Origin of the sequence: Lentzea sp. HUAS TT2 (assembly GCF_051853195.1) — a bacterium.
Lineage (GTDB): Bacteria > Actinomycetota > Actinomycetes > Mycobacteriales > Pseudonocardiaceae > Lentzea.
Window position 1 is genome coordinate 3,725,315 of the sequence record NZ_CP196667.1, and the last position, 23,428, is coordinate 3,748,742.

The following is a 23,428-nucleotide window of genomic DNA, read 5'->3' on the forward strand; positions in this document are numbered from 1 at the left end:
AGCGACTGAGACCCAGTCTGCCTTCGCAGACCGGGCCCCAGACACCGGGTTTCTGGATCGGTCAGTCGTTGGCGTGCAGAGCCGCGTTGAGCTCGACGCCGGTGCCCTTTCGGGGCTTGACCTTCACGGTGCCGGTGACGGAGTCCCGGATGAACAACAGGTTCGATTGTCCGCTCAGCGACACCGCTTTGACGACCTCGCCGTCCGGAAGTGTGACCTTCGTGCCCGCGGTGATGTAGAGACCCGCCTCGATCACGCAGTCGTCGCCGAGAGAGATGCCGAGACCGGCGTTCGCGCCGAGCAGGCAGCGCTCGCCGATGCTGATGACCTGCTTGCCGCCACCGGACAGGGTGCCCATGATCGACGCGCCGCCGCCGACGTCCGAGCCGTCGCCGACCACGACACCGCCGGAGATGCGGCCCTCGACCATCGAGCTGCCGAGCGTGCCGGCGTTGAAGTTCACGAAGCCCTCGTGCATGACCGTGGTGCCGGACGCGAGGTGCGCGCCGAGGCGGACCCGGTCCGCGTCACCGATGCGGACACCGGACGGGACGACGTAGTCGACCATGCGCGGGAACTTGTCGATGCTGAAGACCGTCACCGGGCCGCGCAGGCGCAGGCGGGTGCGGGTCTGCTCGAAGCCGTCGACCGCGCACGGGCCGTGGTTGGTCCACACGACGTTCGTCAGCAGGCCGAACATGCCGTCGAGGTTCGCGCCGTGCGGTTTGATCAGGCGGTGGCTGAGCAGGTGCAGGCGCAGCCAGATGTCGTAGGTGTTCTCCGGGGCGGCCTCCAGGTCGATGACGACCTTGACGCCGACGACCTCGACACCGCGCTCCAGGTCCTCGCCGAGCAGCTTCGCGGCGGCCTCTCCGAGCGCTTCCGCGATCTCGGCCGACGACACGCGGACGGTGCCCAGCTCCGCGGTGTCGCCCAGCGCGGGGGCGGGGTACCAGGTGTCGAGGACGGTGCCGTCCGGGGTCACAGTGGCCAGGCCGATGCCGTATGCGGTGCTCACGGCTACCGAGCTTAGTCCGAAGCGTCAGTCGGGCACTTCTGCCGAGAAGTACAGCGAGCCGAGGTCACCGCGAGTCTCGATCAGTGCCTCGTTGCACTTCGACTGCCGTGCGTCCGTGCTGGACACGTTGTCGACGCGCACTTCACCGCACTGGTGCGCCTCGAAGTCGCCAACTGCGGTCATCAGCCGGGGCAGCACCTCGCTGACGTCCTGCTGGACCTGCTTGCCCCGCAGCGACCTGTCCAGCTGCTGGGTCATGGCACTGACCTCGCCGACCCACGCGGCGCAGTCGGCGGGGGTGAAGTTGTGCTGCGAGCCGCACGGGGCGGTGAACAGCGCCCGGATCTCACCGCACTGCCGGTCGCACGCGGCGGGGGCCTCGCCGCAGCCGGTCGCCGGGAGCAGCAGGGAGATGACCAGGAGTGCGCGCTTGATCACGCAGCGCACGGTATCGGCTGAACGGCCCAGTGCCCAAGCCGCCTGGGTAGGGTGACCCGCGTGTCCGACACCCTTGATCTGTTCGCCGACCCGATCGACCTGACGACCTCGCTGGTGGATGTGCGCAGCGTGTCCGGGGAGGAGGCGGAGATCGCGGACCTCGTGGAGCGGTCGCTGAAACTCCACGCGCCGCACCTGGAGATCACCCGATCAGGCAACGCCGTGCTGGCCCGCACGAACGCCGGCAGGGCGCGCAGGGTCGTGCTCGCCGGGCACCTGGACACCGTGCCGATCAACCAGAACTTCCCGAGCCGCCGCGAGGGCGGGATCCTGCACGGCTGCGGCACCGTCGACATGAAGGGCGGCGACGCGGTCATGCTCGCGATCGCGGCCCTGAGCCAGAACGCGCGTCACGACCTCACGTTCGTCTTCTACGACTGCGAGGAGATCGAGGCCGAGCGCAACGGGCTCACCCGCATCGAGCGCGAGCAGCAGGACTGGCTGATGGGCGACCTCGCGATCGTGTGCGAGCCGTCCAACGGCACGGTCGAGGCCGGCTGCCAGGGCACCATGCGCATCGAGATCAGGACCACCGGCAAGCGCGCCCACACCGCGCGGGCGTGGATGGGCCGCAACGCCATCCACGGCCTCGGCGAGGCGCTGCGCAGGCTGGAGGCCTACGTGCCGAGGCAGCCCGAGATCGACGGCTGCCACTTCCACGAGGGCCTGCAGGCCGTGAAGATCAGCGGCGGCGTCGCGGGCAACGTCGTGCCGGACGAGGCCGTGCTCACGGTCAACCACCGGTTCGCGCCGGACCGCACGGTGGAGCAGGCGGAGCAGCACCTGCGCGAGGTCTTCGAGGGCTTCGACGTCACCGTCACGGACTTCGCTGCCGGTGCGCTGCCGGGACTGCACGCCTCCGCCGCACAGGAGCTCATCGAGGCCGCCGGAGGGACGCCGGTCGCCAAGCTGGGGTGGACGGACGTGGCGCGGTTCGCGGCGCTGGGGATGCCCGCGGTCAACTTCGGGCCGGGTGATCCGACGCTCGCGCACACCCAGGAGGAGAACGTGCCGGTCCAGCAGATCACCGGGTGTTTCGCCGTGCTTAAGCGATTTCTGCTGGACTGATCACTAGAATCTCAGTGATGACGGAAGAGAAGAAGAACGGCGCCGTCGACGAGCGCCCATCGGAGAAGCGTCGCGGTCCCGTCGTGGAGCGGCGTGATCGCAAGGACGACCGCACCACCACCACTGACCAGCGGTTGCTCGACTCCCGCGGCCCGTCGGACTGGGTGCACACCGACCCGTGGCGGGTGCTGCGGATCCAGGCCGAGTTCGTCGAGGGCTTCGGCGCGCTGGCCGAGGTGCCGAGCGCGGTGACGGTCTTCGGATCGGCGCGTACCGGCCGTGACCACCCGGAGTACCAGATCGGCCGGGACCTGGGCAAAGCACTGGCCGAGGCCGGGTTCGCGGCCATCACCGGTGGTGGTCCCGGCGCCATGGAGGCGGTCAACCGCGGGTGTTCGGAGGCCGGTGGTTTCTCGATCGGGCTCGGCATCGAGCTCCCGTTCGAGCAGGGCCTCAACCCGTGGGTCGACCTCGGGGTGAACTTCCGCTACTTCTTCGTGCGCAAGACGATGTTCATCAAGTACTCGCAGGCGTTCATCTGCCTGCCGGGTGGGTTCGGCACGCTCGACGAGCTGTTCGAGGCGCTGACGCTGGTGCAGACGAAGAAGGTCACGAAGTTCCCGGTCGTGCTGTTCGGAACCGAGTACTGGCAGGGCCTCTACGACTGGATCCAGAACTCGGTGCTGCCGGGCGGCAAGGTCGGCGAGAAGGACCTCGCGCTGCTGCACCTCACCGACGACATCGACGACGCGGTGAACGTCGTCAAGGACGCGCACAAGGCATGGGCGGACGCACACTGATGTATGTCGCTGTTTACTGCGGAAGTCTCGCGACCGTTCCGCAGAGCTACATCGACCTCGCCGCCGAGGTGGGGCGCCAGATCGCGGCACGCGGCTGGCACCTCGTCTGGGGCGGCGGGCAGACGTCGATGATGGGCGCGGTCGCGCGGGAGGCCCGCGCGGGCGGCTCGCACACCTACGGCGTGATCCCGAAGGGCCTGGCCACCAGGGAGATCGCCGACCGCGAGTCGACCGAGCTGCACGTCGTCGACACCATGCGCGAGCGCAAGAAGATGATGGACGACAAGGCGGACGCGTTCCTGACGCTGCCGGGTGGCATCGGCACCGCCGAGGAGTTCTTCGAGGTGTGGACGGCCGGAGTGCTGGGCATGCACGGCAAGCCCGTCGTGCTGCTCGACGTCGACAACCACTACAAGGGACTCGTGGAGTGGCTGACGGAGTTGCGGGACAAGGGTTTCGTCTCGCACGCCGCGCTGCAGTCGCTGATCGTCACGGACGACGTGTCAGTCGCCCTTGACGCCTGCGTCGTCTAGTCCCTTGGCCTGAGCCAGGATCTGGGTCTCCGGCAGGAGATCCGGCAGCGGGCGGTACGGCGTGGCCGTCACCTCGAACCGCTTGCCGGACACCACCCTGCCCTGCCAGGAGCCCGCGATCTCGCCGTCCACCAGGATCGCCCCGCGCCGGCCGAGGATGCGGAAGATGTCCTTCTGCGCGGCCTTGTCCGGCAGCAGCAGGTCGCGGTCACGTGCCTGCAGGTACGGGTCGGTCGGCGGCAGCAGCCTGACCTCCGGCGGTTCGGCGTCGGCGATCTCCAGGTCCTCCGGCAGCCACGCCTTCTGCCCCTCGACGGTCACCTCGACCAGGCCGTCCTTCGGCCACCGCTTCTTGACCTCGCGGGTGCTCGTGCCGAAGTAACTGGCCACTTCGGACGGTCCGGCCGGGCCGTGCAGCGTCAGGTACCGGTGCACCAGCTCGTCGAACCCCGCGGTCTTGCGCGGCACACCGGGCCAGCCGTGGATGCGTTCGAACGTCACGGTCTTCTCCTCCGGGATGATCCGGAGACCCGCGGGCAGGGCGCCGAGCCGGAAGATCGGATCGGAGACGTGCTCGGTCTGGCAGCCGCGGCACGGTTCGATCGTCTGCTGGGGAGCCAACGGCGTCAGGGCCTTGCTCACCTCGCCCTTGGTCATCGGCTTCGTGACGATCGACCTCATCGCGGTGGCGATGTGCCGCAGCGCCGCCACCATTTCGTCCACCTTCGGCCGCGAGGCACGGGCACGGGCGTCGGCGTCGCTCCACGGCCACAGCGCGCGGGAGAAGGCTTTCAGCTCACCGTCCCGGTGCAGATGAGGAGCACCGCGGACGGACCAGATCAGGGTGAAGTCGTCGGCAGAGGGTTTGTGCAGGCGCGCGGCGAGACTCAGCAGGGCCGAGCCGGAGGTGTTGTCCTGGATGCCCAGTGACAGCACCGCCAGCTCGGCCGCGTCGGAGATCCGCCGGTCCAGTTCGTGCTGATGGATCCGGTGGAGGAGCACCTGCTGCCGGGTGAGGTCCACCCGGACATTCTTACGCCTTCGGAACCGTGAGGCTCGACGGTCCGAAGGTGACGGTTGAGCCGCGAGTTGATTCCGTCAGATAACGCGGATCCACCGTGTCGATCACGAGCGCCAGCCGGTTGCCGGAGCCGACGTTCCACACCGTCGGTTCGAGCTCCACGTCGAGCGTCTGCGTGCGGCCGGCGCCGGTCACCTTGACCGGCTTGTGCGTGATCAGCGCACCGAGCCCGAGCGGCCCCACCTCGTACAGGTACGCGAACAACGTCGTCGTCTCCGCACTCGGGGTGACCTGGAGCTTGAGCTTCGGCGTGCCGGCGATCGTCGCACCGCGGGGGTACTCCGGCCCGCCCCAGACGCCCGCGACGTTGCGGTCGACGAACGGCAGGGAGACCCCGGTCGGGATGTTCAGGAACCCTTGCAGCGCACCGGAGAGCAGGATCGTGCCGCTGTCGGCGACGGTGCCCCAGCCGGCGTGGATCCTCTTCGCGTCGAGCTGCACGGTGTCCGCGGCGCCGCTCGGCCAGGCGCCGAACGTCCTCCACGTGCCGCCGTTGTTGGGCTTGAGCCGCACCGGCTGCTCGGCGTCGATGCCGTTGGCCGTGCCCTTGACGTAGCGGTCGAACCAGCGGCCGACCGACTCCCAGATCTCGTTGGGCAGCCCCGCCGCGCCGAACAGCTCGGCGGTGGCGTGGTCACCCGGCGAGAGCATGAGCCGCTTCGGGCCGGTGAGCTTGCCGTAGAAGTCCGTGATCTGGCCCGGCGCGAAGATGCCGTCGTTCCAGGCGTTGCCGAGCATGACCGCGGTGCCGTTGGCGTTGATCTGGGCGATCTTGCTGGCCGCCGAGCGTTCCGCGGAGATCGGCACGACCTCCCAGAACCTGCCGTCGCGGTAGGCGTCCTCTGCCTCGACGAGGACCGGTCCCGGACGTCCGGTGGCCTTGCCCGCCGCCAGCAGGACCTCGACGGCCTGCTTGTTCACGGTGTTGTTGGGGTAGAGCGAGCGGGCCAGGTCGGTCCACGTGCTCAGCGCCGCAGCGGCCTTGATGCGCTTGTCGTTCGCCGCGGCCAGCAGGGACTGCCCAGCGCCGTAGGAGATCCCGGCCGCGCCGACCCTGGTGCCGTCGGCGTGCGCGTTGGCGATGGCCCAGTCGATGACCTTGCTGACGTCGCCGACGGTCTCAGGGCCGGCGACGTCGATCGTGCCGGCGGAGTCCCAGAAGCCGCGGCTGGTGTAGCTCACCACGACGTACCCGGACTCCTTGGCGAGCTTGGCCGCCGCGCCGACGTACTCGATGTTGGGGACCGCCCAGCTGGACGGCATGACGAGCAGCGGGAACGGGCCGCTGCCCAGGCCGGTGGGTTCGACGACGAGGGCCTTCAGGACGGTGCCGCCGACGCCGGGGATCGACCGGTACGAGATCTGGTGTCCGGGGGCCGCGGTGGCGGCAACAGGAGCACCGAGCAGGGTTGTGAGGAGTACCAGCACTAAAACAAGTGATCGTCGCACTCTGGTCCTCCTTGACCATGACGTAGATCACACAGGGTTTGTTACTGCGGAGTAAACCAGGTGGCTACTCGTGAGTAGCAAGAAGCTGTGAGCCAGGTCACTGTCTACGCTGGGTGGCGTGAACCGATTCCGCGTCACTGAGCTGCCGAAAGACCGCGTGCTGGTTGTTGCGCATCTGACCAGCGCGGACGAGTTGAGACGGGCTGTGGCCGACGGCGCCGACGTGGTCGAGTTCGACGGCGAGCTGGAAATGCCGTCACTGCGCGAAACGTTGGATGTGGTGACGATCCCCGCAGGGGACGAGGACTTCACGCTCGCGGCTGCCACAGTGGCTGCGATGTCCGGAGCACGCGCCGTTCGTGCTTCCGACGTGCGGCAGGCGAGGAAGGTCGTGGAGATGGTCGCGAGCGTGACGGGGACCCGTCCGCCGGCGCGGGCGATGCGGGCGCTCGCCTGATGCTGCCCTCCGTCGAAGCCTGGTTCGCCTCGCACACCTGGCAGCAGCCGTCGTGGGACGTGGACGAGCTGGTCGCGTTGAAGCGCGGCCGGACCGTGTCCGTGGTGCTGCCCGCGTTGAACGAGGAGGAGACCGTCGGGGACGTGGTCTCCGTGGTCCGGCCGTTGCTCGGGACCCTGGTGGACGAGCTGGTGGTGATGGACTCCGGGTCGACCGACCGGACTGTCGCCGTCGCCTCCGCTGCCGGGGCACGGGTCGTGTTGCGCGAGGACGTGGTTCCCTGGCTCGAGCCGTTGCCGGGCAAGGGCGAGGTGCTGTGGCGGTCGCTGGCCGCGACCACCGGTGACCTGATCGTCTTCCTGGACTCCGACCTGGTGGACCCGGAGACCGCGTTCGTCACGGCGTTGCTGGGGCCGTTGCTGCTGGACGCCGGCGTGCACCTGGTGAAGGGGTTCTACCGGCGGCCGTTGCGGCTGGAGAGCAGCGGTGGCGGGCGGGTGACCGAGCTGGTGGCGCGGCCGTTGCTGAACACGTTGCGGCCGGAGCTCTCCGGTGTGGTGCAACCGCTCGGCGGCGAGTACGCGGCCACCCGGTCCTTTTTGGAGTCGGTGCCGTTCGCGGCCGGGTACGGCGTCGAGATCGGACTGCTGCTGGACGTGCACCGCGTGCACGGGCTTTCCGCACTGGCCCAGGTGAACCTGGGGGTGCGCAAGCACCGGAACCGGTCGCTGCTGCAGCTCGGCGCGATGTCGTCGCAGATCATGGGCACCGCGCTGGCCCGGTGCGGTGTGGTCGCGGACTCCGGGCCGTTGACGCAGTTCGTGCAGGTCGGCGGCGAGTGGCTACCCGACTCGACCGACGTGCTCGTGGCTGATCGGCCCCCGATGATGCACGTGATCGAAAAGGGCTAGCTGCTCGGTCCGGTGGGTGACGACCAGGGCCGTGCCCCGGGAGTTGTCCAGGATCTTGCCGAGCACGCGGTCGGCCTGTTCGGGGTCGAGGCCCTCGGTGGGTTCGTCCAGGAGCAGGATCTCGGGGTCGGCCAGCACCGATCTGGTGAGGATCAGGCGTTGCCGCTGGCCGCCGGAGATCTCCTCGCCGCGTTCGCCGACGACCTGGTCCCAGTCGAGGTCGAGCTCGGTGATCTTCGCTGCTTGGTCCAGTTCCTCCTGGGTGGCATCGGGTTTGGCCAGCAGGACGTTGGTCCGGACCGTGGTGTGGAAGACGTGCGCGTCGGCCAGTGCTGCCCTGCTCGGTTCGAGTCGGTGGGCGAGGGCGTTGAGCAACGTGGTCTTGCCCGAGCCGCTCGGGCCGACGATCGCGGTTCTGCCTTGCAGGTCAGGGGTTTCCGGGTCGTGGGCGGGTTCGGGCTCGTCAGTGGTTTCCGGGCGTGGCCTGGTCAGGGCCGCGAGCGGGACGGTGATCTCGAAGGTGGCGATGGCTGCCATGATCAGCCAGGCCGGTTCGTGCTGGGTGAGCATGAGCAGGGCCGCGCCGAACTGGACGGCGATCGCGAGCGGGGTCAGGTCTTTGGTGCGTTCCTTGCGGGACAGCTCTTTCGCCGTCCTGGTGGCATTGCGGAGTTTCTCGTCGAACAGGCCGTAGGCGATCAGTTCTTCCTTGCTGTGGACCAGTTCGGTGGTTTGTTCGGTCAGCCTGGCGCGCAACGGGGTGAGGTCCTGCGGCGTGCGGATCGCGAGCCAGGGGAGCAGGGCCAGGTTGATCAGCAGGCCGGCGATCAGCGGCAGCGAGAAGCCGGACACCGTTGCGACGACGGCGCCGACCAGGACCGCGGTGATCCACGGCAGGGTGGCGCGGAGCTTCATGTCGAGGCGCTGGTCGACGTTCGTGACGATGCGGGTCAGCGCCGCGCCGGACGGGATGTGCTTGCGGTGCGCGAGATCGTCGTAGACCTGGCCGCGCAGTTCGACGGCCTCGCTGAGCACCGCTTTGTGGCTGGTCAGGCGTTCGAGGTAGCGCAGGGCGCCCTTGACCAGGGCGAGGGTGCGGACCGCGACGATCGCCACGGTCAGCGCCTGCATCGGCGGGTGCTCGGCGGCACGCATGATCAGCCAGGTCGCCGTCGCGGCGAGGCCGACGCCGGCCAGTTCGGCGAGCGTTCCGACGAGGATCGCGAGCTTCACACCGTCACCACCCTGTCGACCTCGTTGAGCAGCGTCGGGCGGTGCGCCACGATCACCGCCGTCCTGCCTCGCGTGAACTCGCGCGTTGCCTTGAGTACCAGTGCTTCCGTCTCCGCGTCGAGGTGTGCGGTGGGTTCGTCCAGCAGGAACAACGCGGCTTGGCGCCGGTCCAGTGCGTTGGCCAGCGCGACCCGCTGCTGCTCGCCGGACGAGAGGTTCGCCGGGACGAGCGTGGGCCGTTGCGGCACCCACGACAGCGCTGCCAGCCACTTTTCGCGGTCGATGTCCTGGAGATCGACGCCGCCGACGAGCACGCGACCGTCGTCGGGTCGCACGAAACCCAGCAGCAGTCCCAGAATCGTGCTCTTGCCCGCGCCGCTCGGGCCGACCAGCGCGATCCGTTCGCCGGGCTCGATGCGCAACGAGAAGTCCTTGAGGCTGCGGACGCTCACGTTGTCGAACACGATCTCGGCCTGGGTGAGATCCGGCGGCGCCTGGCCGGAGGACTCGATGCGGGCCGGCACCTGGGCGAGCACCTCCCGGCCCTGTGCGCTGGCGTGGTACTGGCCGCCAGCGGCCCGCAGTGGCAGAAACGCTTCCGGCGCAAGGAAGAGCACGAGGAGCGCGGTGTGCAGCGGCACCCCGCCGCCGAGCAGCCTGAGCCCGACCGGCACGGCGACCAGTGCGACCGACATCGTGGCCACCAGCTCCAGCACGAACGCCGACAGGAACGCGACCCGCAGCGCCGACATCGTCTCGGTCCTGTGCTGCGCTGCGAGCCTGCGGACCGTGGTGGACTGCGCCTCGGCCCGCCCGAACGCCCGCAGCGTGCCGATTCCCTTGACCACGTCGAGGAAGTGCCCGCCGAGGGTGGCCAGCGCGTCCCACTGGCGGGCCGTCCGTTCCTGGGTGTGCGCGCCGACCAGCACACCGAAGATCGGGATCAACGGCAGCGTCGCCAGGATCGTCAGTGCCGCGGTGAGGTCGGCGAACGCCAACCTGACCACCACCGCGAGCGGCACGGCCACAGCAAGGACCTGCTGCGGCAGATACCCGACGACGTACGGCGTCACGTCGTGCACGCCGCGGGTGACCAGCGTGGCGGCCTCACCGGCCTTGGTGCCGGGCGAGCGCAGGAAGGCTTCCCGCAGACGCGCGCGGGTTCGTTCGGCGGCCCGGTGAGCCCACTCGCGGTGCACCCACCAGACCAGCACTCGCGCGCCGATGACCAGGCACAGCAGGAGAAGTCCCGTTCCGCCGCTCAGCACCGACGCCAGGAGCTCGGCCTGGAGCAGCACCAGGAACGGGATCGGGATCAGCGCGAGGAGATGGCGACGATCGACCACTGCACCAACACCACCAACGGGATGATCGGGACCGCGACCCACGCGAGCAGGCTGAGCGTGTCGTTGTGCGCCATGAGCCCGGTGACGTCGATCGAGCTGAACGCGAGCGGAATCGGCAGCGCGCACAGCAACGCGGTGGCGGGGAACACCTTCCAGCGCCGGGTCTGGAACACCCAGCCGTGCACCGCGAACAGCGCCGGCATCACGAGCGCGACCGGCCACGGCGCGTGCAGCAGATGTGCCAGGAACAGTCCCCAGCCCACCGAGACCATCAACGCGCCGGTGAACACCAGCCACCACCACAACCTGAGCTGCACCGCGGCCATGAACAGCACCAGCCCGGCCAGCACCAGCGTGAACGTGCTGTGCGCGCCGGAGAGCAGCTCGCCTTCGAGCCGCGGGAACGCCGCGAACAGCACCCCGATCGCGGCGACCAGCCACACCTCGTTGCCCAGGAAGAACGGGTTCATCCGGTGCAGCGAGACCTCCCGTCCGCGGAACGGCAGCAGAAGTCCTGTGCCGTAGTCGAAACCGGCCAGCGCGAAGTAGCCGGCGGTCAGCGTGCCGAGCACGACGAGCCAGAGCGTTTCCATCACAGGGTCACCACCAGTGGCGAGACGGGGGCGGGCGCCACGTCCGGACCGCGACGGACCGCACGTGCGATCAACGCCCAGTCGACACAGGCCAGCACCACGAACAGGGACGTGAACACGATGAGCGACAACAGGATCTGCGATGCGTCCACATGCGACACCGCGTCCTCGGTCCGCAGCAGGCCGTAGATCAGCCACGGCTGCCGCCCGATCTCGCGGAACAGCCACCCGAAGACGGCCGCCACGAACGGCAGTGGAATGCCGATCACCATGAGGTACAGGGGAAAGCGCATCCGGATCACCGCGTCCCTGATCAGCAGCGGCAGCGTGACCCAGCTGACCATCGTCAGCGTCATCCCGATGATGATCATGAATCCGAGCGGCGCGCCGATCCACGGCGCCGCCTCCGTCTTGTGCGGCTGGAACTTCGCGATGACCGGGAACTGCGCGAACCCGGCCCCGATCAGCGTCGGCGTGGCGAGGGCCGTCGTGACGACGCCCAGCCGCAGCGACCGCCGGAAGAAGTCGACCTCGGGCGTCCGCTTGATGAAGTGGTACGCCGAGACGCCGGTCATGAACACGCCGCCGACCGTGATGGACGCGAAGACCACGTGGGTCAGCGCGGCGGTGAACGTCGGGTTGGTCAGCAACGCGCCGAAGTCGTCCAGCCGCACCACGTTCCCGTCGACCCGGTAGCCGACGGGGTGCTGCAGGAACCCGTTCGCCGCCATGATCCAGAACGCCGACGCGAACGCGGTCAGCGCCGTCAGGTAGAGCAGTGACAGGTGCACCCAGCGGTTGAGCCTGCCCCAGCCGAAGATCCACAGGCCGAGGAACGTCGACTCCAGGAAGAACGCGATCAGCGTCTCCATCGCGAGCGGTGCGCCGAACACGTCGCCGGCGTAGGTCGCGAGGCCTGACCAGTTCAGTCCGAACTGGAACTCCATCACGATGCCGGTGACGATCCCCAGCGCGTAGTTGATCACGTAGATCCGGCCCCAGAACCTCGTCATCCGTTCGTGCGCGGGCGCGCCGGTGATCGTGAACCTCGTCTGCATGATCACCAGCAGCGTGACCAGACCGAGCGTGAGCAGCACGAACAGGAAGTGGAACGACGTGGTCAGGGCGAACTGGAGCCGGGCGAGGTCTACTGCACTCATAGGTTGGGACGCTATGTGTAGCGCCACTACTTATGAAGGCGCGAACGCCCATTTCAGGGGGATCTCAGGGCTGACCCTGAGCGCGGATTTCAGGGACCGCGGCCAGGGCCGGATCACTAGACTCGCTACCCATGAAGCCCGACGCGCTACGCGGCCACCTCGACGCGTTGCTGCTGGCCACGCTCGAGGGCAGGCAGCTGCACGGCTACGCGATCATCGAGGCGTTGCAGCAGGGCAGCGGGGGTGCGCTCGACCTCCCGACGGGCACGGTCTACCCGGCCCTGCGCAGGCTGGAGCGGGCGGGCCACGTCGTCAGCGACTGGAGCACGGTCGGCGGACGCAAGCGCCGCACCTACAAGCTCACGCAGGCGGGACAGCGGGCATTGCACGCCGAACGCAGCGCGTGGCGCGAGTTCACGACGGTCATCGACGGGGTGCTGGGAGGTGACGGCAAGTGGGCGCAGACGTGATGGAAACAGACGTGATCGACCGGTACGTGACCGATCTCGGGTCGCGGTTGCAGGGCTCGCGCAAACAGGTCCGCGACCTGCTCACGGAGACCCGGGACAGCCTCGCCGACGCCACCGAGGCCCACCTGGACCGCGGCCTGACCGAGAAGGAGGCGCAGAAGCGCGCCGTCGAGGAGTTCGGCCCGGTGCGCGAGATCGCGAACGAGTACCAGGCGGAGCTGGCCATCGCCTACGGCACGCGCACGCTCATCTGGCTCGCGATCATCCTTCCGCTGATGCACATGGCGTGGGAGTACGGCCGGATGCTGCTCGTTGGGCCGTGGCAGGACTTCGGCACGATGCCACCGTCCTGGTACCTGGTCATCGCCAAGGCCAACGACCTGACCAGCGGTGCCGCGTCTGGGGTGGCGCTGGTGGCGTTGATCCTCGGCCGGTTCGTGGCCCGCAGGTACGACACCAGGCTGCTGGCCAGGATCGGTGCGGGCATCGCGATCGCGGCCGTCTGCGCCGTGCTGCTGGGCAACCTCTCGATCATCGTGGCCACCGCGCACTTCGACACCTCGCGGCTCGTGCAGTCGTTGCCGATGCTCCTCGGGAGCCTGGTCACCTGGATCGTGATCATTCGTCTCGGTCTGCTCGCTCGCCGCTGCCTGAGCTGTGCCACGATCGTCGCGTGACCAACGCCCTGATCTACCTGATCGTGATGATCGCCGTCGCGGCAGTGGTGTTCCTGCTCGCGGCGTTGGTGTTCGGGCGCGGCGAGGAGCTCGCGCCGCTGCCGCCCGGTGCCTCGCCGACGCGGCTGCCGTCGGACGACATCACCGCGGACGACGTCCGCGAGCTGAAGTTCCAGCAGGTCTTCCGCGGCTACAAGATGACAGAGGTCGACTGGGCGTTGCAGCGGCTCGCGACCGAGGTCGAGACGCTGCGGGCGCGCGTGGCGGAGCTCGAGACCCTGGAGAGCAGTGACCACCGATCTTGAGCTGACCGTCGAGGTGGCCGCGCCGCCCGACACGATCTTCCGCGCCATGTCCGACTGGGAGCGCCAGTCGGAGTGGATCTTCGGCACCACGGTGAAGGTCGTCGCCGGTGACGGGAGGTCGGTCGGCAGCGAGATCGACGCCGTCACGTTCGGCGTCTCCGACCGGATGCGGATCACCCGCTGGGACCCGCCGCACGCCGTCGAGGTCCTGCACCTCGGCCGCGTGGTGAAGGGCACCGGGGTGTTCGCCGTGCGCGGCAGCCGTTTCGTGTGGACGGAGCGGCTCGACGTGCCGTTCTTCTACCCGTTGGTGAAGCCGATCTTCGTGCTGATGCTGCGCCGGTCGCTGCAGCGCTTCGCGCGTTTCGCCGAGGAGTACCGGTGATCGTCCGTTGTCCCTGGGGGGACTCGACCCCGGACTACGCCGAGTACCACGACACCGAGTGGGGCGTGGAGCTGCACGGCACGCCCGAGCTGTACGAGCGGATGTCGCTGGAGGCGTTCCAGTCAGGGCTGTCGTGGATCACGATCCTGCGCAAGCGGCCGGCGTTCCGGGCGGCGTTCGGCGACTTCGACCCGTTGCTGGTCGCCGAGTTCGGGCCTGCGGACGTGGAACGGCTGATGGCCGACGCGGGCATCGTCCGGAACCGGCTGAAGATCGACGCCGCGATCCACAACGCCCGCGTGATCGTCTCGGAGGGCGTCGACCTCGACGCGCTGCTGTGGTCGTTCGCGCCCGCTCACCACAAGCGGCCGAAGACGTTCGCGGACGTCCCGGCGATCACGGACGAGTCCAAGGCGATGGCCAAGGAACTGAAGAAGCGCGGCTTCAAGTTCCTCGGCCCCACCACGTGCTACGCGCTGATGCAGGCGACGGGCATGGTCGACGACCACATCTCGACCTGCTTCCGCGCCAGCGCCGCTACTTCCCGCTGAACTTCGGCGCCCGCTTGTTCACGAAGGCGTCGACCGCCTCGCGGTGGTCCTCGGTCGCGCCGCAGTCGGCCTGGGTGCGCCGCTCGGCCTCGAGCGCGTCCTCCAGCGTGCCGTCCGCCGCCGCGGCGAGTGCCTCCTTGATCTTCGCGTAGGCCGTCGTGGGGCCCTTGGCGAGCTTGGCGGCCAGCAGGTGCGCTGTGGACAGCAGCTCCTCGTCCGGCACGACCTGGTTGACCATGCCGACCCGCAACGCCTCCTCGGCGCCGACGGGCTGGGCGAGCAGCATCATCTCCATCGCGCGGCCGTGGCCGATCAGCCGCGGCAGCGTCCAGGACGCGCCGGAGTCCGCCGTCAGGCCGACGTTCGCGAACGCCATCAGGAACTTCGCCGACGTGCCCGCGATGCGCAGGTCCGAGGCGTAGGCGAACGACGCGCCCGCGCCGGCCGCGCTGCCGTTGACCGCGGCGATCACCGGCTTCGGCATGCCGATCAGCTCGCGCACGATGGGGTTGTAGTGCTTCTCCACGGTGTTGAGCGGCGCCGGGTCACCGGACTGCAGCAACCCGATGTGCTCCTTGAGGTCCTGACCCGCGCAGAACGCCCTGCCCGCACCCGTGATCACCACCGCGCGCACCGAGTCGTCGGCCGCCGTCTCCCGCAACGTGTCGAGGAACGACACCTTCAGCGAGGTGGTGAAGGCGTTGAAGGACTCGGGGCGGTTGAACGTGATCGTGCGCACACCATCGGCGTCGTCGACGAGGAGCTCGGACACTGGACCTCCATCAAGCTGTGGAAACGTTGCGGACCGGCCGCAGGCACTCGTCGACGAACCGACTCGTGCCCGGTGCCAGCCGCAGTGTCTGTTCGTCGAAGAACGACGCTGCCGCGTGCCCCGGCCAGTCCGGTGGCAACAGTTCAGCAGGAAGACCGGGATCGCGGAACAGGAACTTCCGCCACGCGTGCAGCAGCTGCTGTGACGCCGCGAACGCCGCCGCGTCGTCCGTTTCGTCCACAACGGACACCTGCTCGTGCCAGTGCGCGACGAAACCGGCGTAGTCACGTCCCAGCTCGGCCAGGTCCCACGCCTTCGCGGCGAGCTCGGCGTCCCCACCGTCGTGTGAACCGTGAAAAGTTCGTGCGGGAACCTCTTCGGCGGCCAGCACGTCGGCCAGCTCAGGCGACGGCCGGGGAGCGATCCACGTCACAGGACCGAGCGCGCCGTAGCCGAGCAGCTGCAGTTCCGAGGTGAGGTGGTCGCGCGAGTCGCGGCCGGGGATCTCCTCCAGCACCACCACGTGCCAGCGACCGTCCCACGTGGACGGCCCGGTGCGGTAGATGCGGGCAGCGGCCTCGTCGAGGCGTCGTTCCCCGCGAGGTGTCATCGCGTATCCGGGCCCGTCAGGCAGCCTGGACGGCTGCAACCAGCCCTGACGGACCGTGCGGGAGACGGCCGTGCGCACGGCCGGCGCGGCGAAACCCAGGGGTTCGAGCAGCCGGACGAGCGCGGCGATGGTGGCGGCACCACCGCGTTCGCGAAGGTGGCCGCCGTAGACGTCGAAGAGCGCGGAACGGGCTCGCACCCGTCCCATCCTGTCACGGCCCGCCTCGGTCCGTGCCGTGTCGGCCCCACGGCGATCGCCGCAGCCAGCGGGCCTGAACGCGGCACCGCTGGCCAGGCACTGGATGCCGTCCCCATGCGGGTCTCCTCGACCAGACCGGTGCGACACGGCCTAGGTGCCGAAAGTGTTGCCTTGTCGTGAAAACAGGTGTTGATCAGGCACAAGTCAAGATCGACAACTGTCACCCGGACTCGCCAAAAGATCGGTTCGGTTTCGCCCCTGAGTCGCCATAGGGGAGAATGGAGCAGATCCGGCCTGGCCGGACGGGGAAGATGTTGACGGAGGGAGCACGCGATGGCGGCCATGAAGCCCCGGACCGGCGACGGTCCCCTCGAGGTCACCAAGGAGGGACGCGGCATCGTCATGCGCGTGCCGCTCGAGGGTGGTGGGCGCCTCGTCGTCGAGATGTCGGCGGACGAGGCCAGCGCCTTGGGCGACGCGCTGAAGGCCGCCGCCGGCTGAGGCCTCCCGGTGAGAAGCACGTGAAGCCCCGGTTTCCACAGTGGAGACCGGGGCATCGCTTCGTTCTCGGCTTGAGAGAGAATGAACGGTCGTTAGTGCAATAGGGGAGGTCCAGCCGTGGCGTCGACGGTTCCGTCAGTGCCCACCAAACTCGTGGACGTCGAGGTGGCCACCGCCTCGCGTCGCAACGTTCCGGCGGTCGTGCTCGCGGCCACCGGACCGGCGCTGGGACCGGGCGGCGACGGCATCGACGTCTCCGACCTGACCGGCAAGGCCGGCGAGGCGGTGCGGCACGACGAGGCCTGGACGCTCGGCGTCGGCACCGGCACGCTCGCCGACTACCGCACGGCCGGCGCGAGCCTCGTGCGCGCGCTCAGCGGTGAGGACGCGCCCAAGACCGCCGACGTCCTGCTGACCCCGGACTTCGACGCCGAGAAGGTGCGCGCGTTCGTGCTGGGCGCCGCGCTCGGCGGGTACCGCTTCAAGGTCACCGGCGAGGACGGCCCGAAGCGGGTCGGCTCGCTGCGGCTGATCACGGCCGACGACGGGTTCGAGGAGGTGCTCACGTCGGCCGCGCTGAAGGCCCACGCGCTCGCCACCGCGACCTCGCTGGCCCGTGACCTCGCCAACACCCCGTCCAACGTCAAGGACCCGCGCTGGCTCGCCACGACCGCGGCCAAGCTCGCGGACAAGGTCGACGGGCTGCACGCCACCGTGCGCGACGAGAAGTGGCTGCAGCAGCAGGGCTTCGGCGGCGTGCTCGCGGTCGGCGGCGGATCCGCCCGCCCGCCGCGGTTCCTGGAGCTCACGTACGGCACCACGGGCCCGCACCTGGTGTTCATCGGCAAGGGCATCACGTTCGACACGGGCGGCATCTCGGTCAAGCCCGCCGACGGCATGCACCTCATGCGCACCGACATGGCGGGCGGTGGTGCGGTGATCGCCGCGCTGCTGGCCGTGGCGCGCCGGCAGCTGCCGGTCAGGGTCACCGGGCTCGTGCCGTGCGCGGAGAACCACGTGGGCGCCTCGGCGTACCGGCCGGGCGACGTCGTGCGCCACTACGGCGGCGCGACCACCGAGGTGCAGAACACCGACGCCGAGGGCCGCATGGTCCTGGCCGACGCGATGGCGTACGCGGTGAAGAACCTCGAGCCGGACCTCGTCGTGGACGTGGCGACGCTGACCGGTGCCATGAAGGTCTCGCTCGGCCTGCGCACGGGCGCGGTGTTCAGCGCGTCCGACGAGCTCGCGGCCGAGGTGTCGCAGGCCGGCGCGGCCGTCGGCGAGAAGTGGTGGCGGATGCCGCTGCTGGAGGAGCACGTGGCCTCGGTCGCCAGCGAGATCGCGGACTACAAGCAGTGCCCGCCCGGCCCCGGCGGCATCACGGCGGCGCTGTTCCTGCAGAAGTTCGCGGGCGACGTGCCGTGGGCGCACCTCGACATCGCCGGTCCCGCGCGGTCGGAGAAGGTCTACGACGAGGTCGTCGCGGGTGCGACGGGCTTCGGTGCGCGGACGCTGGTCGAGCTGGCTGAAAAATATTCACGTTAGTCCCTACGATCAGCCCATTCGAGACGGCGACGTTCCACGGCATGATGTGAGCGCCTTCACATCGTCGTAAAGGAGCGCTCGTGTTAATCCGCCTGGCTCTCGCCGTCTCGCTGGTCCTAGCGGCCATCACACCTGCAACCGCGGCCACGCCCTGGTGGGAGCCAGTGGCGCGGCCGGCGGTGGACTCGCAGATCAACGTGACCGGCGAGCCGTTCAAGGGCACGGACGGCCAGGGCAGGGTGCGCGGGTTCGTCGACGCCCACAACCACCTCATGACCAACGAGGGCTTCGGCGGCAAGCTGATCTGCGGCAAGCCGTTCTCCGAGCAGGGCATCGCGGACGCGCTGAAGGACTGCTCCGAGCACCACCCGGCTGGGCTGGGCGCGATCTTCGAGGCGATCGTGACGGGCGACCTCGACGGCCACGACCCGGTGGGCTGGCCGACGTTCAAGGACTGGCCGTCCTCGACGACGGTCTCGCACCAGCAGAACTACTACGCCTGGCTTGAGCGGGCGTGGCGCGGCGGCCAGCGCGTGCTGGTCCAGGACCTGACGAGCAACGCCACGCTGTGCGTCATCCACCCGTTCAAGGACAAGCCCTGCGACGAGATGCAGTCGGTCCGGCTGCAGGCCCAGCGCACCTACGAGCTGCAGGCGTTCGTCGACAAGCAGTTCGGTGGCGCGGGCAAGGGCTGGTTCCGCATCGTCACGTCGGCGGAGCAGGCCCGCGACGTGATCACCCAGGGCAAGCTCGCGGTGGTGCTCGGCATCGAGACCTCTGAGCTCTTCGGCTGCCGGACGTTCCTCGACATCCCGTTGTGCAGCAAGGGCGACATCGACCGCGGCCTCGACGAGATGTACGCGCTCGGCGTGCGCAGCGCGTTCCTGTGCCACAAGTTCGACAACGCGCTGTGCGGCGTCCGCTTCGACTCGGGAACCCAGGGCGGCGTGATCAACGCGGGCCAGTTCCTGCGCACCGGCCAGTGGTGGCAGACCGAGGTGTGCAAGGGCCCGCAGCAGGACAACCCCATCGGCACCGTCGGCCCGAACGCGCTGATCCCGGCCTCGGCGGTCGCGCCGAAGTACGACCCGGCGAAGCGGTGCAACGTGCGCGGCCTGACGTCGCTGGGCGAGTACGCGGTGCAGGGCATGATGCGCCGGAACATGATGATCGAGATCGACCACATGAGCGTGAAGGCCGCCGGTCGCGTGCTGGACCTCGCGGCGCAGGCGAAGTTCCCCGGCATCGTCTCCAGCCACAGCTGGATGGACGCGCAGTGGACCGAGAAGGTCTACGGGCTCGGCGGGTTCGTGGCGGGCTACGAGAACAGTCCCGAGGGCTACGTCTCGCAGGCGGCCGCCGCGGAACCGTTGCGGCGCAAGTACGACGTGGGCATCGGGTTCGGCTCCGACTACAACGGCGTCGGCTCGCACCCGGCACCGCAGAGCGGCGTGACCTACCCGTTCCGCAGCTACCCGGACGGCCCGCTGGTCGACCGGCAGCGCACCGGTGAGCGGGTCTGGGACATCAACGTCGACGGCGGCGCGCACATCGGCCTGCTGCCGGACTGGGTCGAGAAGGTCCGTCAGGTCGGCGGTGACCAGCTGATCCAGGACATGCTCGCCGGCGCCGAGTCGTACCTGCGGATGTGGCAGAGCACTCAGCGCTGGACGCCGTGAGTCCGCAGAGCGTGTTCGCGGAACGCGCGGACGGCGGGCGGCAGCGGGTGGTCCCTGAGCCACGTCAGCCCGAAGATCCGGCCCGTGCGCGGGGTCAGCGGTAGCTCGCGCAGTCCTGGAGGCGGCGCGAACTCGGCGTGGGTGAGCAGTGCCACGCCGAGTCCCGCCGCCACCAGGCCGCGCACCGTCTCGATCTCCTGGCACTCGAAGACGTAGTGGGGCGTGAAGCCGGCGGTCGCGCACATGTCGTCGGTGATCTGGCGCAGGCCGTAGCCGTGCTCCAGGGTGATCAGCTCCTCGCCCTCCAGGTCGCCGATCCGCACGGACTTGCGGGACTCCAGCCGGTGTCCCGCCGGCACGACGACGATCAGCGGCTGCTCGAACACGACCACCGACTCGAACTCGGGCCCGACCGGCGGCGGGGCGACCAGGGCGAGGTCGATCTCGCCGCTGACGAGCTTGTCGATCACGGCCTGGCGGGCGTTCTGGACCAGGCCGAACCGCACGTGCGGGTGCTCGGCGCGGTAGCCGCGGACCAGTTCCGGCACGATCGCGCGGCCGAGCATGTGCAGGAAGCCCAGCACGACACGGCCCTTCTCCGGGTCGAGCTCCTCCTCGACCGCGCGCAGACCGGGCTCCAGCGCGGCCAGCGAGCGGGTCGCGGCCTCCGCCAGCAACCGGCCGGGACGGGTGAGGCGGACCCGGCGGCCGGACTTCACCAGCAGCGGCGCCCCGAGCTGCTCACCGAGCTCGGCGATCCAGCGGCTGACGGTGGGCTGGGGGAGCCCGACGCGTTCTGCGACGCGAGTCACGTGCTCGTCGGCGGCAAGCGCTTTCAGCACCGCTAGCTTCGGTGCCAGCTCCAATTCATCCACGGATTGATTCTGTCGCATTTCCGTATTGGACGTATGGCTTAGCGTCAGATGCGTGAACAGGTTGACCGCGGCCATCGCCGCTTCGGGGTTCGCGTGCTTCGCGCTGCTGTACACCCCGCAGCCGGTCATGCCGCAGATCGCCGCCGAGTACGGGCTCGGGCCGGGCAGCGCGTCGCTCGCCCTCTCCGCGGCGACGCTCGCGCTGGCGGTGGTGGTCGTGCCGATCGCGATGCTGTCCGAACGCCTCGGGCGTCGCCCGGTGATCGTGGTCAGCGTGCTGGTGGCGGCGCTGCTGGGGCTCGTGCTGCCGTTCGCACCGAACTACGAGGTGTTCCTGGGCCTGCGGGTGCTGCAGGGCGTCGCGGCGGCCGGGGTGCCCGCGGCGTCCATGGCCTACCTCGCGGACGCGCTGGACAAGAAGAAGCTCGGCGCGGCGATGGGCGCGATGATCGCCGGGAACAGCCTGGGCGGCATGTCGGGGCGGCTCGTCACCGGCATGACCGTCGACTGGCTGGGGTGGCGCGGCTCCGTGCTGCTCGCCGGGGTGTTCGGGCTGGTCGCGGCCCTGGTCGTGGTGTTCTTCCTGCCCAAGGCGCAGGCCATGCCCAAGCGCGCCCCGAAGGGCATGAAGGCCGCGTTGAAGGACCCCGTGCTGTTGTCCATGTACGCGATCGCTGTGCTGCTCGTGGGCACGTTCATCTCGTTCTACAACGTCGCGGGCTTCCAGCTCTCCGGCCCGGCGTGGCTGGAGACGCTGGTCTTCCTCTTCTACGGCTTCGGCAGCACCGCGGCGGCGTTCGCGGGCAGGCTGGCCGACCGGTTCGGGCGCGGCAAGGTGCTGCTGCTGTGCATCGGCGTGCTGGCCCTGGGAGCCCTGGCGAGCCTGGTGTGGGTGCCGCTCGGGCTGGCGATCGTCACGGCCGGGTTCTTCGCCTCGCACACCACGGCGAGTGGCTGGGTCGCCGCGCGGGCTCCCGAACACGCCCGCGGGCACGCGTCCGGGCTGTACCTGGCCGGGTTCTACGTGGGCAGCAGCATCGGAGGGACGTCCGGCGCCACCGCGTACGAGGAGTGGGGCTGGGGTGGCCTGGTGCTGGTGATCCTCGGCTGGCTCGCGCTGGCCGCGATGCTGGTGGTGTGTTCGCAATCCTCACCGGTCAATTCCGCGCCCAGTGGGGCATCTCGCGGCACCGCCCCCACGCCCCCATATGCCCGATGTGAGGGCGTGGGGGCGGCACCGCGAGCTACCCGCCTGGACACGAAATGGACCGGCGAGGGTTAGCGAACACACCACCTGCTCAGAACTCCAGGGCGAGGGTGGCGCGCGAGTCGACCGGCGCGATGGTGGTCTTGCCGATGCGCGGCAGGTCCACGACCCCGTCGACCATGCCGACCGTGACCGAGCGGGTGTCGGCGGGGACCTCGACCACGATCGCGAACGGCAGCGGGCCGCCGTCGTAGCGGGCGCCGACCTGCCGTGCGGCCGAGCCGTCCGGCAGCGTGACGGTGATCAGGTCCTTGGTCAGCAGGCCGCCCGCGGTGTCTGGCAGGTTGCCGGTGGCCTCGACCCGCACCTCCAGCAGCGCCTTGTCCGGCGCGGAGATCGTGGCCACGTCGTACTGGCTCTCGCCGAGCTTGACCGGGCGCTGCCGGCCGAGCCTGATCCCGGTGATCTTCATGCCGAGCTCGCGGTCGCCGAAGCGGATCTTCTGCGTCTGGTCCTTGAACTGCGCGGGCGCGGCGGCGCGCTCCAGCACGTGCGGCGGGTTGTCCGAGCGCTTGCCGGACGGGACCTCGGCGCGCTGCTCCAGCGACTTGGCGCCGAGCGTGCCGAGCGCGAGCGACTCGGTGCCCGCCTGCGGGTCGGGCACGGTGTAGACGACGAAGACCGAGCCGTTGGCCGGCAGCCGGTCGGCGGGGAGGACCTGGCGCTTGCCGGGCACCTCCAGCGCGAGCTCGGACGGCTGCGGGGCGAACCCCTGCCAGTTGGTGCGGTGGAAGCCGCTGTCGGTCTCGTTGAGCTTCTCGACCTTCATCCTGACCACGCGCAGCCGTGAGCCCGGCTCGGCGCGCAGGGTGCCCTCTGCGGTGTACCAGATGTCCGGGTTCGCCCAGCCGGTGACGGCGGTGCTGAGCAGGTCGTCGCGCAGCTTGATGTCGGCGTCGCCCAGACCGAGGTCGACGTTGCCGCGCTTGCCGTCGTCGGGCAGCACGGCGAGGAAGTCGCGCCCGGCCGTCAGGTCCTGCTGCTTGGACGGGTCGAACTCCTTGCCGTCGGTGCGCACGAGCATCCCGCTCGGCGTGCTGCGGTTGCCCTTCTCCGGCACCTCGGGCGACTGCACCTCGTAACGGACCTCGTCATCCGTCTTGGTGACTTCCTTGAGCGGCACGGGCACCCAGTCGGTGCCGGCGCCGGTGCCGGGGACCTGGACCGGTCCGCACCACAGCCGCTTGTCGACCTCGGCCTCGAGGCCCGTCTTCGAGAACCAGCAGCTGACCGCGGCGGCACCCGCTCGTGCGACGTACCCGTACTCCAGCGTGTAGGCGAGCTGCGCTTCGGCGTTGGCCTGCAGGTCAGAGGCCTGGGCGAGCTTCTTGCCGTCGACCGTGAGCTGCAGTGCGGCCGGCTGTGTGGCGGGGGCCGTGGCGCATCCTGTCACTGCCAGGAGGACCGTCAGACCCAGCACCGCACAACGCACAGTCCTCGCGC

The 23,428-nt window shown here is 69.6% G+C and carries 26 protein-coding genes; 14 read left to right on the forward strand and 12 right to left on the reverse strand.

Annotation, left to right across the window (positions count from 1 at the left end; genetic code table 11):
• Nucleotides 1–61 precede the first annotated feature (61 nt).
• Nucleotides 62–1,018 (reverse strand): 2,3,4,5-tetrahydropyridine-2,6-dicarboxylate N-succinyltransferase, encoded by a 957-nt coding sequence (gene dapD, locus ACSHWB_RS18795; protein ID WP_439663304.1) that lies wholly within the window; start codon nt 1,016–1,018, stop codon nt 62–64.
• Between the two features lie 24 nt (nt 1,019–1,042).
• On the reverse strand, nt 1,043–1,456 hold the full coding sequence (locus ACSHWB_RS18800) for a hypothetical protein (protein ID WP_439663305.1): 414 nt from the start codon (nt 1,454–1,456) through the stop codon (nt 1,043–1,045).
• Between the two features lie 60 nt (nt 1,457–1,516).
• On the opposite strand from ACSHWB_RS18800, the gene dapE reads away from it, so the two are divergent.
• The 3 genes from dapE to ACSHWB_RS18815 are packed head-to-tail and all read left to right on the forward strand — an operon-like array spanning nt 1,517 to nt 3,917.
• Nucleotides 1,517–2,584, forward strand: a complete 1,068-nt coding sequence (dapE, locus tag ACSHWB_RS18805; protein WP_439663306.1) for a succinyl-diaminopimelate desuccinylase — start codon at nt 1,517–1,519, stop codon at nt 2,582–2,584.
• A 17-nt stretch (nt 2,585–2,601) separates the two neighbouring features.
• Nucleotides 2,602–3,384 (forward strand): TIGR00730 family Rossman fold protein, encoded by a 783-nt coding sequence (locus ACSHWB_RS18810; RefSeq protein WP_439663307.1) that lies wholly within the window; start codon nt 2,602–2,604, stop codon nt 3,382–3,384.
• Nucleotides 3,366–3,917 (forward strand): TIGR00730 family Rossman fold protein, encoded by a 552-nt coding sequence (locus ACSHWB_RS18815; protein WP_439663308.1) that lies wholly within the window; start codon nt 3,366–3,368, stop codon nt 3,915–3,917. The genes ACSHWB_RS18810 and ACSHWB_RS18815 overlap by 19 nt, the downstream gene beginning before the upstream one ends.
• Here the strand turns inward: ACSHWB_RS18815 and ACSHWB_RS18820 are convergent.
• Nucleotides 3,888–4,940: a winged helix DNA-binding domain-containing protein gene (locus ACSHWB_RS18820; protein ID WP_439663309.1), complete on the reverse strand. Its 1,053-nt coding sequence runs from the start codon at nt 4,938–4,940 to the stop codon at nt 3,888–3,890. The genes ACSHWB_RS18815 and ACSHWB_RS18820 overlap by 30 nt on opposite strands.
• Before the next feature lie 10 nt (nt 4,941–4,950).
• Nucleotides 4,951–6,447 carry a CocE/NonD family hydrolase gene (locus ACSHWB_RS18825; RefSeq protein WP_439663310.1) on the reverse strand — a complete coding sequence of 499 codons (1,497 nt, stop codon included), beginning with the start codon at nt 6,445–6,447 and terminating at the stop codon, nt 4,951–4,953.
• A 118-nt stretch (nt 6,448–6,565) separates the two neighbouring features.
• Here ACSHWB_RS18825 and ACSHWB_RS18830 point away from each other — a divergent pair, with 118 nt between their 5' ends.
• On the forward strand, nt 6,566–6,904 hold the full coding sequence (locus tag ACSHWB_RS18830; protein WP_439663311.1) for a hypothetical protein: 339 nt from the start codon (nt 6,566–6,568) through the stop codon (nt 6,902–6,904).
• The gene (locus ACSHWB_RS18835) at nt 6,904–7,815 is read left to right on the forward strand and encodes a glucosyl-3-phosphoglycerate synthase (RefSeq protein ID WP_439663312.1); all 912 of its coding nucleotides are present in this window, start codon (nt 6,904–6,906) and stop codon (nt 7,813–7,815) included. Before ACSHWB_RS18830 ends, ACSHWB_RS18835 begins: the two co-directional genes overlap by 1 nt.
• Here the strand turns inward: ACSHWB_RS18835 and ACSHWB_RS18840 are convergent.
• The 4 genes from ACSHWB_RS18840 to ACSHWB_RS18855 are packed head-to-tail and all read right to left on the reverse strand — an operon-like array spanning nt 7,747 to nt 12,147.
• Nucleotides 7,747–9,048 carry an amino acid ABC transporter ATP-binding/permease protein gene (locus ACSHWB_RS18840; RefSeq protein WP_439663313.1) on the reverse strand — a complete coding sequence of 434 codons (1,302 nt, stop codon included), beginning with the start codon at nt 9,046–9,048 and terminating at the stop codon, nt 7,747–7,749. The two genes, ACSHWB_RS18835 and ACSHWB_RS18840, sit on opposite strands and share 69 nt — an antisense overlap.
• Nucleotides 9,045–10,394 carry an ABC transporter ATP-binding protein/permease gene (locus ACSHWB_RS18845; protein WP_439663314.1) on the reverse strand — a complete coding sequence of 450 codons (1,350 nt, stop codon included), beginning with the start codon at nt 10,392–10,394 and terminating at the stop codon, nt 9,045–9,047. The genes ACSHWB_RS18840 and ACSHWB_RS18845 overlap by 4 nt, the downstream gene beginning before the upstream one ends.
• Nucleotides 10,364–10,987 carry a cytochrome d ubiquinol oxidase subunit II gene (locus ACSHWB_RS18850; protein WP_439663315.1) on the reverse strand — a complete coding sequence of 208 codons (624 nt, stop codon included), beginning with the start codon at nt 10,985–10,987 and terminating at the stop codon, nt 10,364–10,366. Before ACSHWB_RS18850 ends, ACSHWB_RS18845 begins: the two co-directional genes overlap by 31 nt.
• Nucleotides 10,987–12,147: a cytochrome ubiquinol oxidase subunit I gene (locus ACSHWB_RS18855; protein WP_439663316.1), complete on the reverse strand. Its 1,161-nt coding sequence runs from the start codon at nt 12,145–12,147 to the stop codon at nt 10,987–10,989. The genes ACSHWB_RS18850 and ACSHWB_RS18855 overlap by 1 nt, the downstream gene beginning before the upstream one ends.
• A 131-nt stretch (nt 12,148–12,278) precedes the next feature.
• On the opposite strand from ACSHWB_RS18855, the gene ACSHWB_RS18860 reads away from it, so the two are divergent.
• From ACSHWB_RS18860 to ACSHWB_RS18880, 5 genes are read left to right on the forward strand one after another with little or no spacing between them, the layout of a single operon-like run.
• Entirely contained in the window at nt 12,279–12,617 is a 339-nt protein-coding gene (locus ACSHWB_RS18860; RefSeq protein ID WP_439663317.1) for a PadR family transcriptional regulator, read from the forward strand.
• Nucleotides 12,602–13,294, forward strand: a complete 693-nt coding sequence (locus ACSHWB_RS18865; RefSeq protein WP_439663318.1) for a permease prefix domain 1-containing protein — start codon at nt 12,602–12,604, stop codon at nt 13,292–13,294. Before ACSHWB_RS18860 ends, ACSHWB_RS18865 begins: the two co-directional genes overlap by 16 nt.
• A complete protein-coding gene (locus tag ACSHWB_RS18870; RefSeq protein ID WP_439663319.1) occupies nt 13,291–13,599 on the forward strand; it encodes a DivIVA domain-containing protein in 309 nt (102 codons plus the stop codon). Before ACSHWB_RS18865 ends, ACSHWB_RS18870 begins: the two co-directional genes overlap by 4 nt.
• Before the next feature lie 46 nt (nt 13,600–13,645).
• The gene (locus ACSHWB_RS18875) at nt 13,646–13,984 is read left to right on the forward strand and encodes an SRPBCC family protein (protein WP_439664626.1); all 339 of its coding nucleotides are present in this window, start codon (nt 13,646–13,648) and stop codon (nt 13,982–13,984) included.
• Nucleotides 13,984–14,535 carry a DNA-3-methyladenine glycosylase I gene (locus ACSHWB_RS18880; protein WP_439664627.1) on the forward strand — a complete coding sequence of 184 codons (552 nt, stop codon included), beginning with the start codon at nt 13,984–13,986 and terminating at the stop codon, nt 14,533–14,535. The genes ACSHWB_RS18875 and ACSHWB_RS18880 overlap by 1 nt, the downstream gene beginning before the upstream one ends.
• Here the strand turns inward: ACSHWB_RS18880 and ACSHWB_RS18885 are convergent.
• A complete protein-coding gene (locus ACSHWB_RS18885; protein WP_439663320.1) occupies nt 14,522–15,307 on the reverse strand; it encodes an enoyl-CoA hydratase-related protein in 786 nt (261 codons plus the stop codon). The genes ACSHWB_RS18880 and ACSHWB_RS18885 overlap by 14 nt on opposite strands.
• Before the next feature lie 10 nt (nt 15,308–15,317).
• Entirely contained in the window at nt 15,318–16,115 is a 798-nt protein-coding gene (locus tag ACSHWB_RS18890) for a PaaX family transcriptional regulator (RefSeq protein ID WP_439663321.1), read from the reverse strand.
• A 333-nt stretch (nt 16,116–16,448) separates the two neighbouring features.
• Between ACSHWB_RS18890 and ACSHWB_RS18895 the strand changes: the two genes are divergently transcribed.
• The 3 genes from ACSHWB_RS18895 (at nt 16,449) to ACSHWB_RS18905 (ending at nt 19,843) form a co-directional block, all read left to right on the forward strand.
• Nucleotides 16,449–16,616, forward strand: coding sequence for a DUF3117 domain-containing protein (locus ACSHWB_RS18895; protein ID WP_065914675.1), 168 nt, complete (start codon nt 16,449–16,451; stop codon nt 16,614–16,616).
• 138 nt (nt 16,617–16,754) lie between these two features.
• Nucleotides 16,755–18,164 carry a leucyl aminopeptidase family protein gene (locus ACSHWB_RS18900; protein ID WP_439663322.1) on the forward strand — a complete coding sequence of 470 codons (1,410 nt, stop codon included), beginning with the start codon at nt 16,755–16,757 and terminating at the stop codon, nt 18,162–18,164.
• Between the two features lie 80 nt (nt 18,165–18,244).
• Entirely contained in the window at nt 18,245–19,843 is a 1,599-nt protein-coding gene (locus ACSHWB_RS18905) for a hypothetical protein (protein ID WP_439663323.1), read from the forward strand.
• On the opposite strand, the gene ACSHWB_RS18910 is transcribed toward ACSHWB_RS18905, so the two are convergent.
• Nucleotides 19,825–20,718: a LysR family transcriptional regulator gene (locus tag ACSHWB_RS18910; RefSeq protein WP_439663324.1), complete on the reverse strand. Its 894-nt coding sequence runs from the start codon at nt 20,716–20,718 to the stop codon at nt 19,825–19,827. The genes ACSHWB_RS18905 and ACSHWB_RS18910 overlap by 19 nt on opposite strands.
• Before the next feature lie 52 nt (nt 20,719–20,770).
• Between ACSHWB_RS18910 and ACSHWB_RS18915 the strand changes: the two genes are divergently transcribed.
• Complete coding sequence (locus ACSHWB_RS18915) at nt 20,771–22,000, forward strand: MFS transporter (protein WP_439663325.1); 1,230 nt, start codon at nt 20,771–20,773, stop codon at nt 21,998–22,000.
• Between the two features lie 16 nt (nt 22,001–22,016).
• Here the strand turns inward: ACSHWB_RS18915 and ACSHWB_RS18920 are convergent, their stop codons facing one another.
• On the reverse strand, nt 22,017–23,405 hold the full coding sequence (locus ACSHWB_RS18920) for a hypothetical protein (RefSeq protein WP_439663326.1): 1,389 nt from the start codon (nt 23,403–23,405) through the stop codon (nt 22,017–22,019).
• Nucleotides 23,406–23,428: the final 23 nt, after the last annotated feature.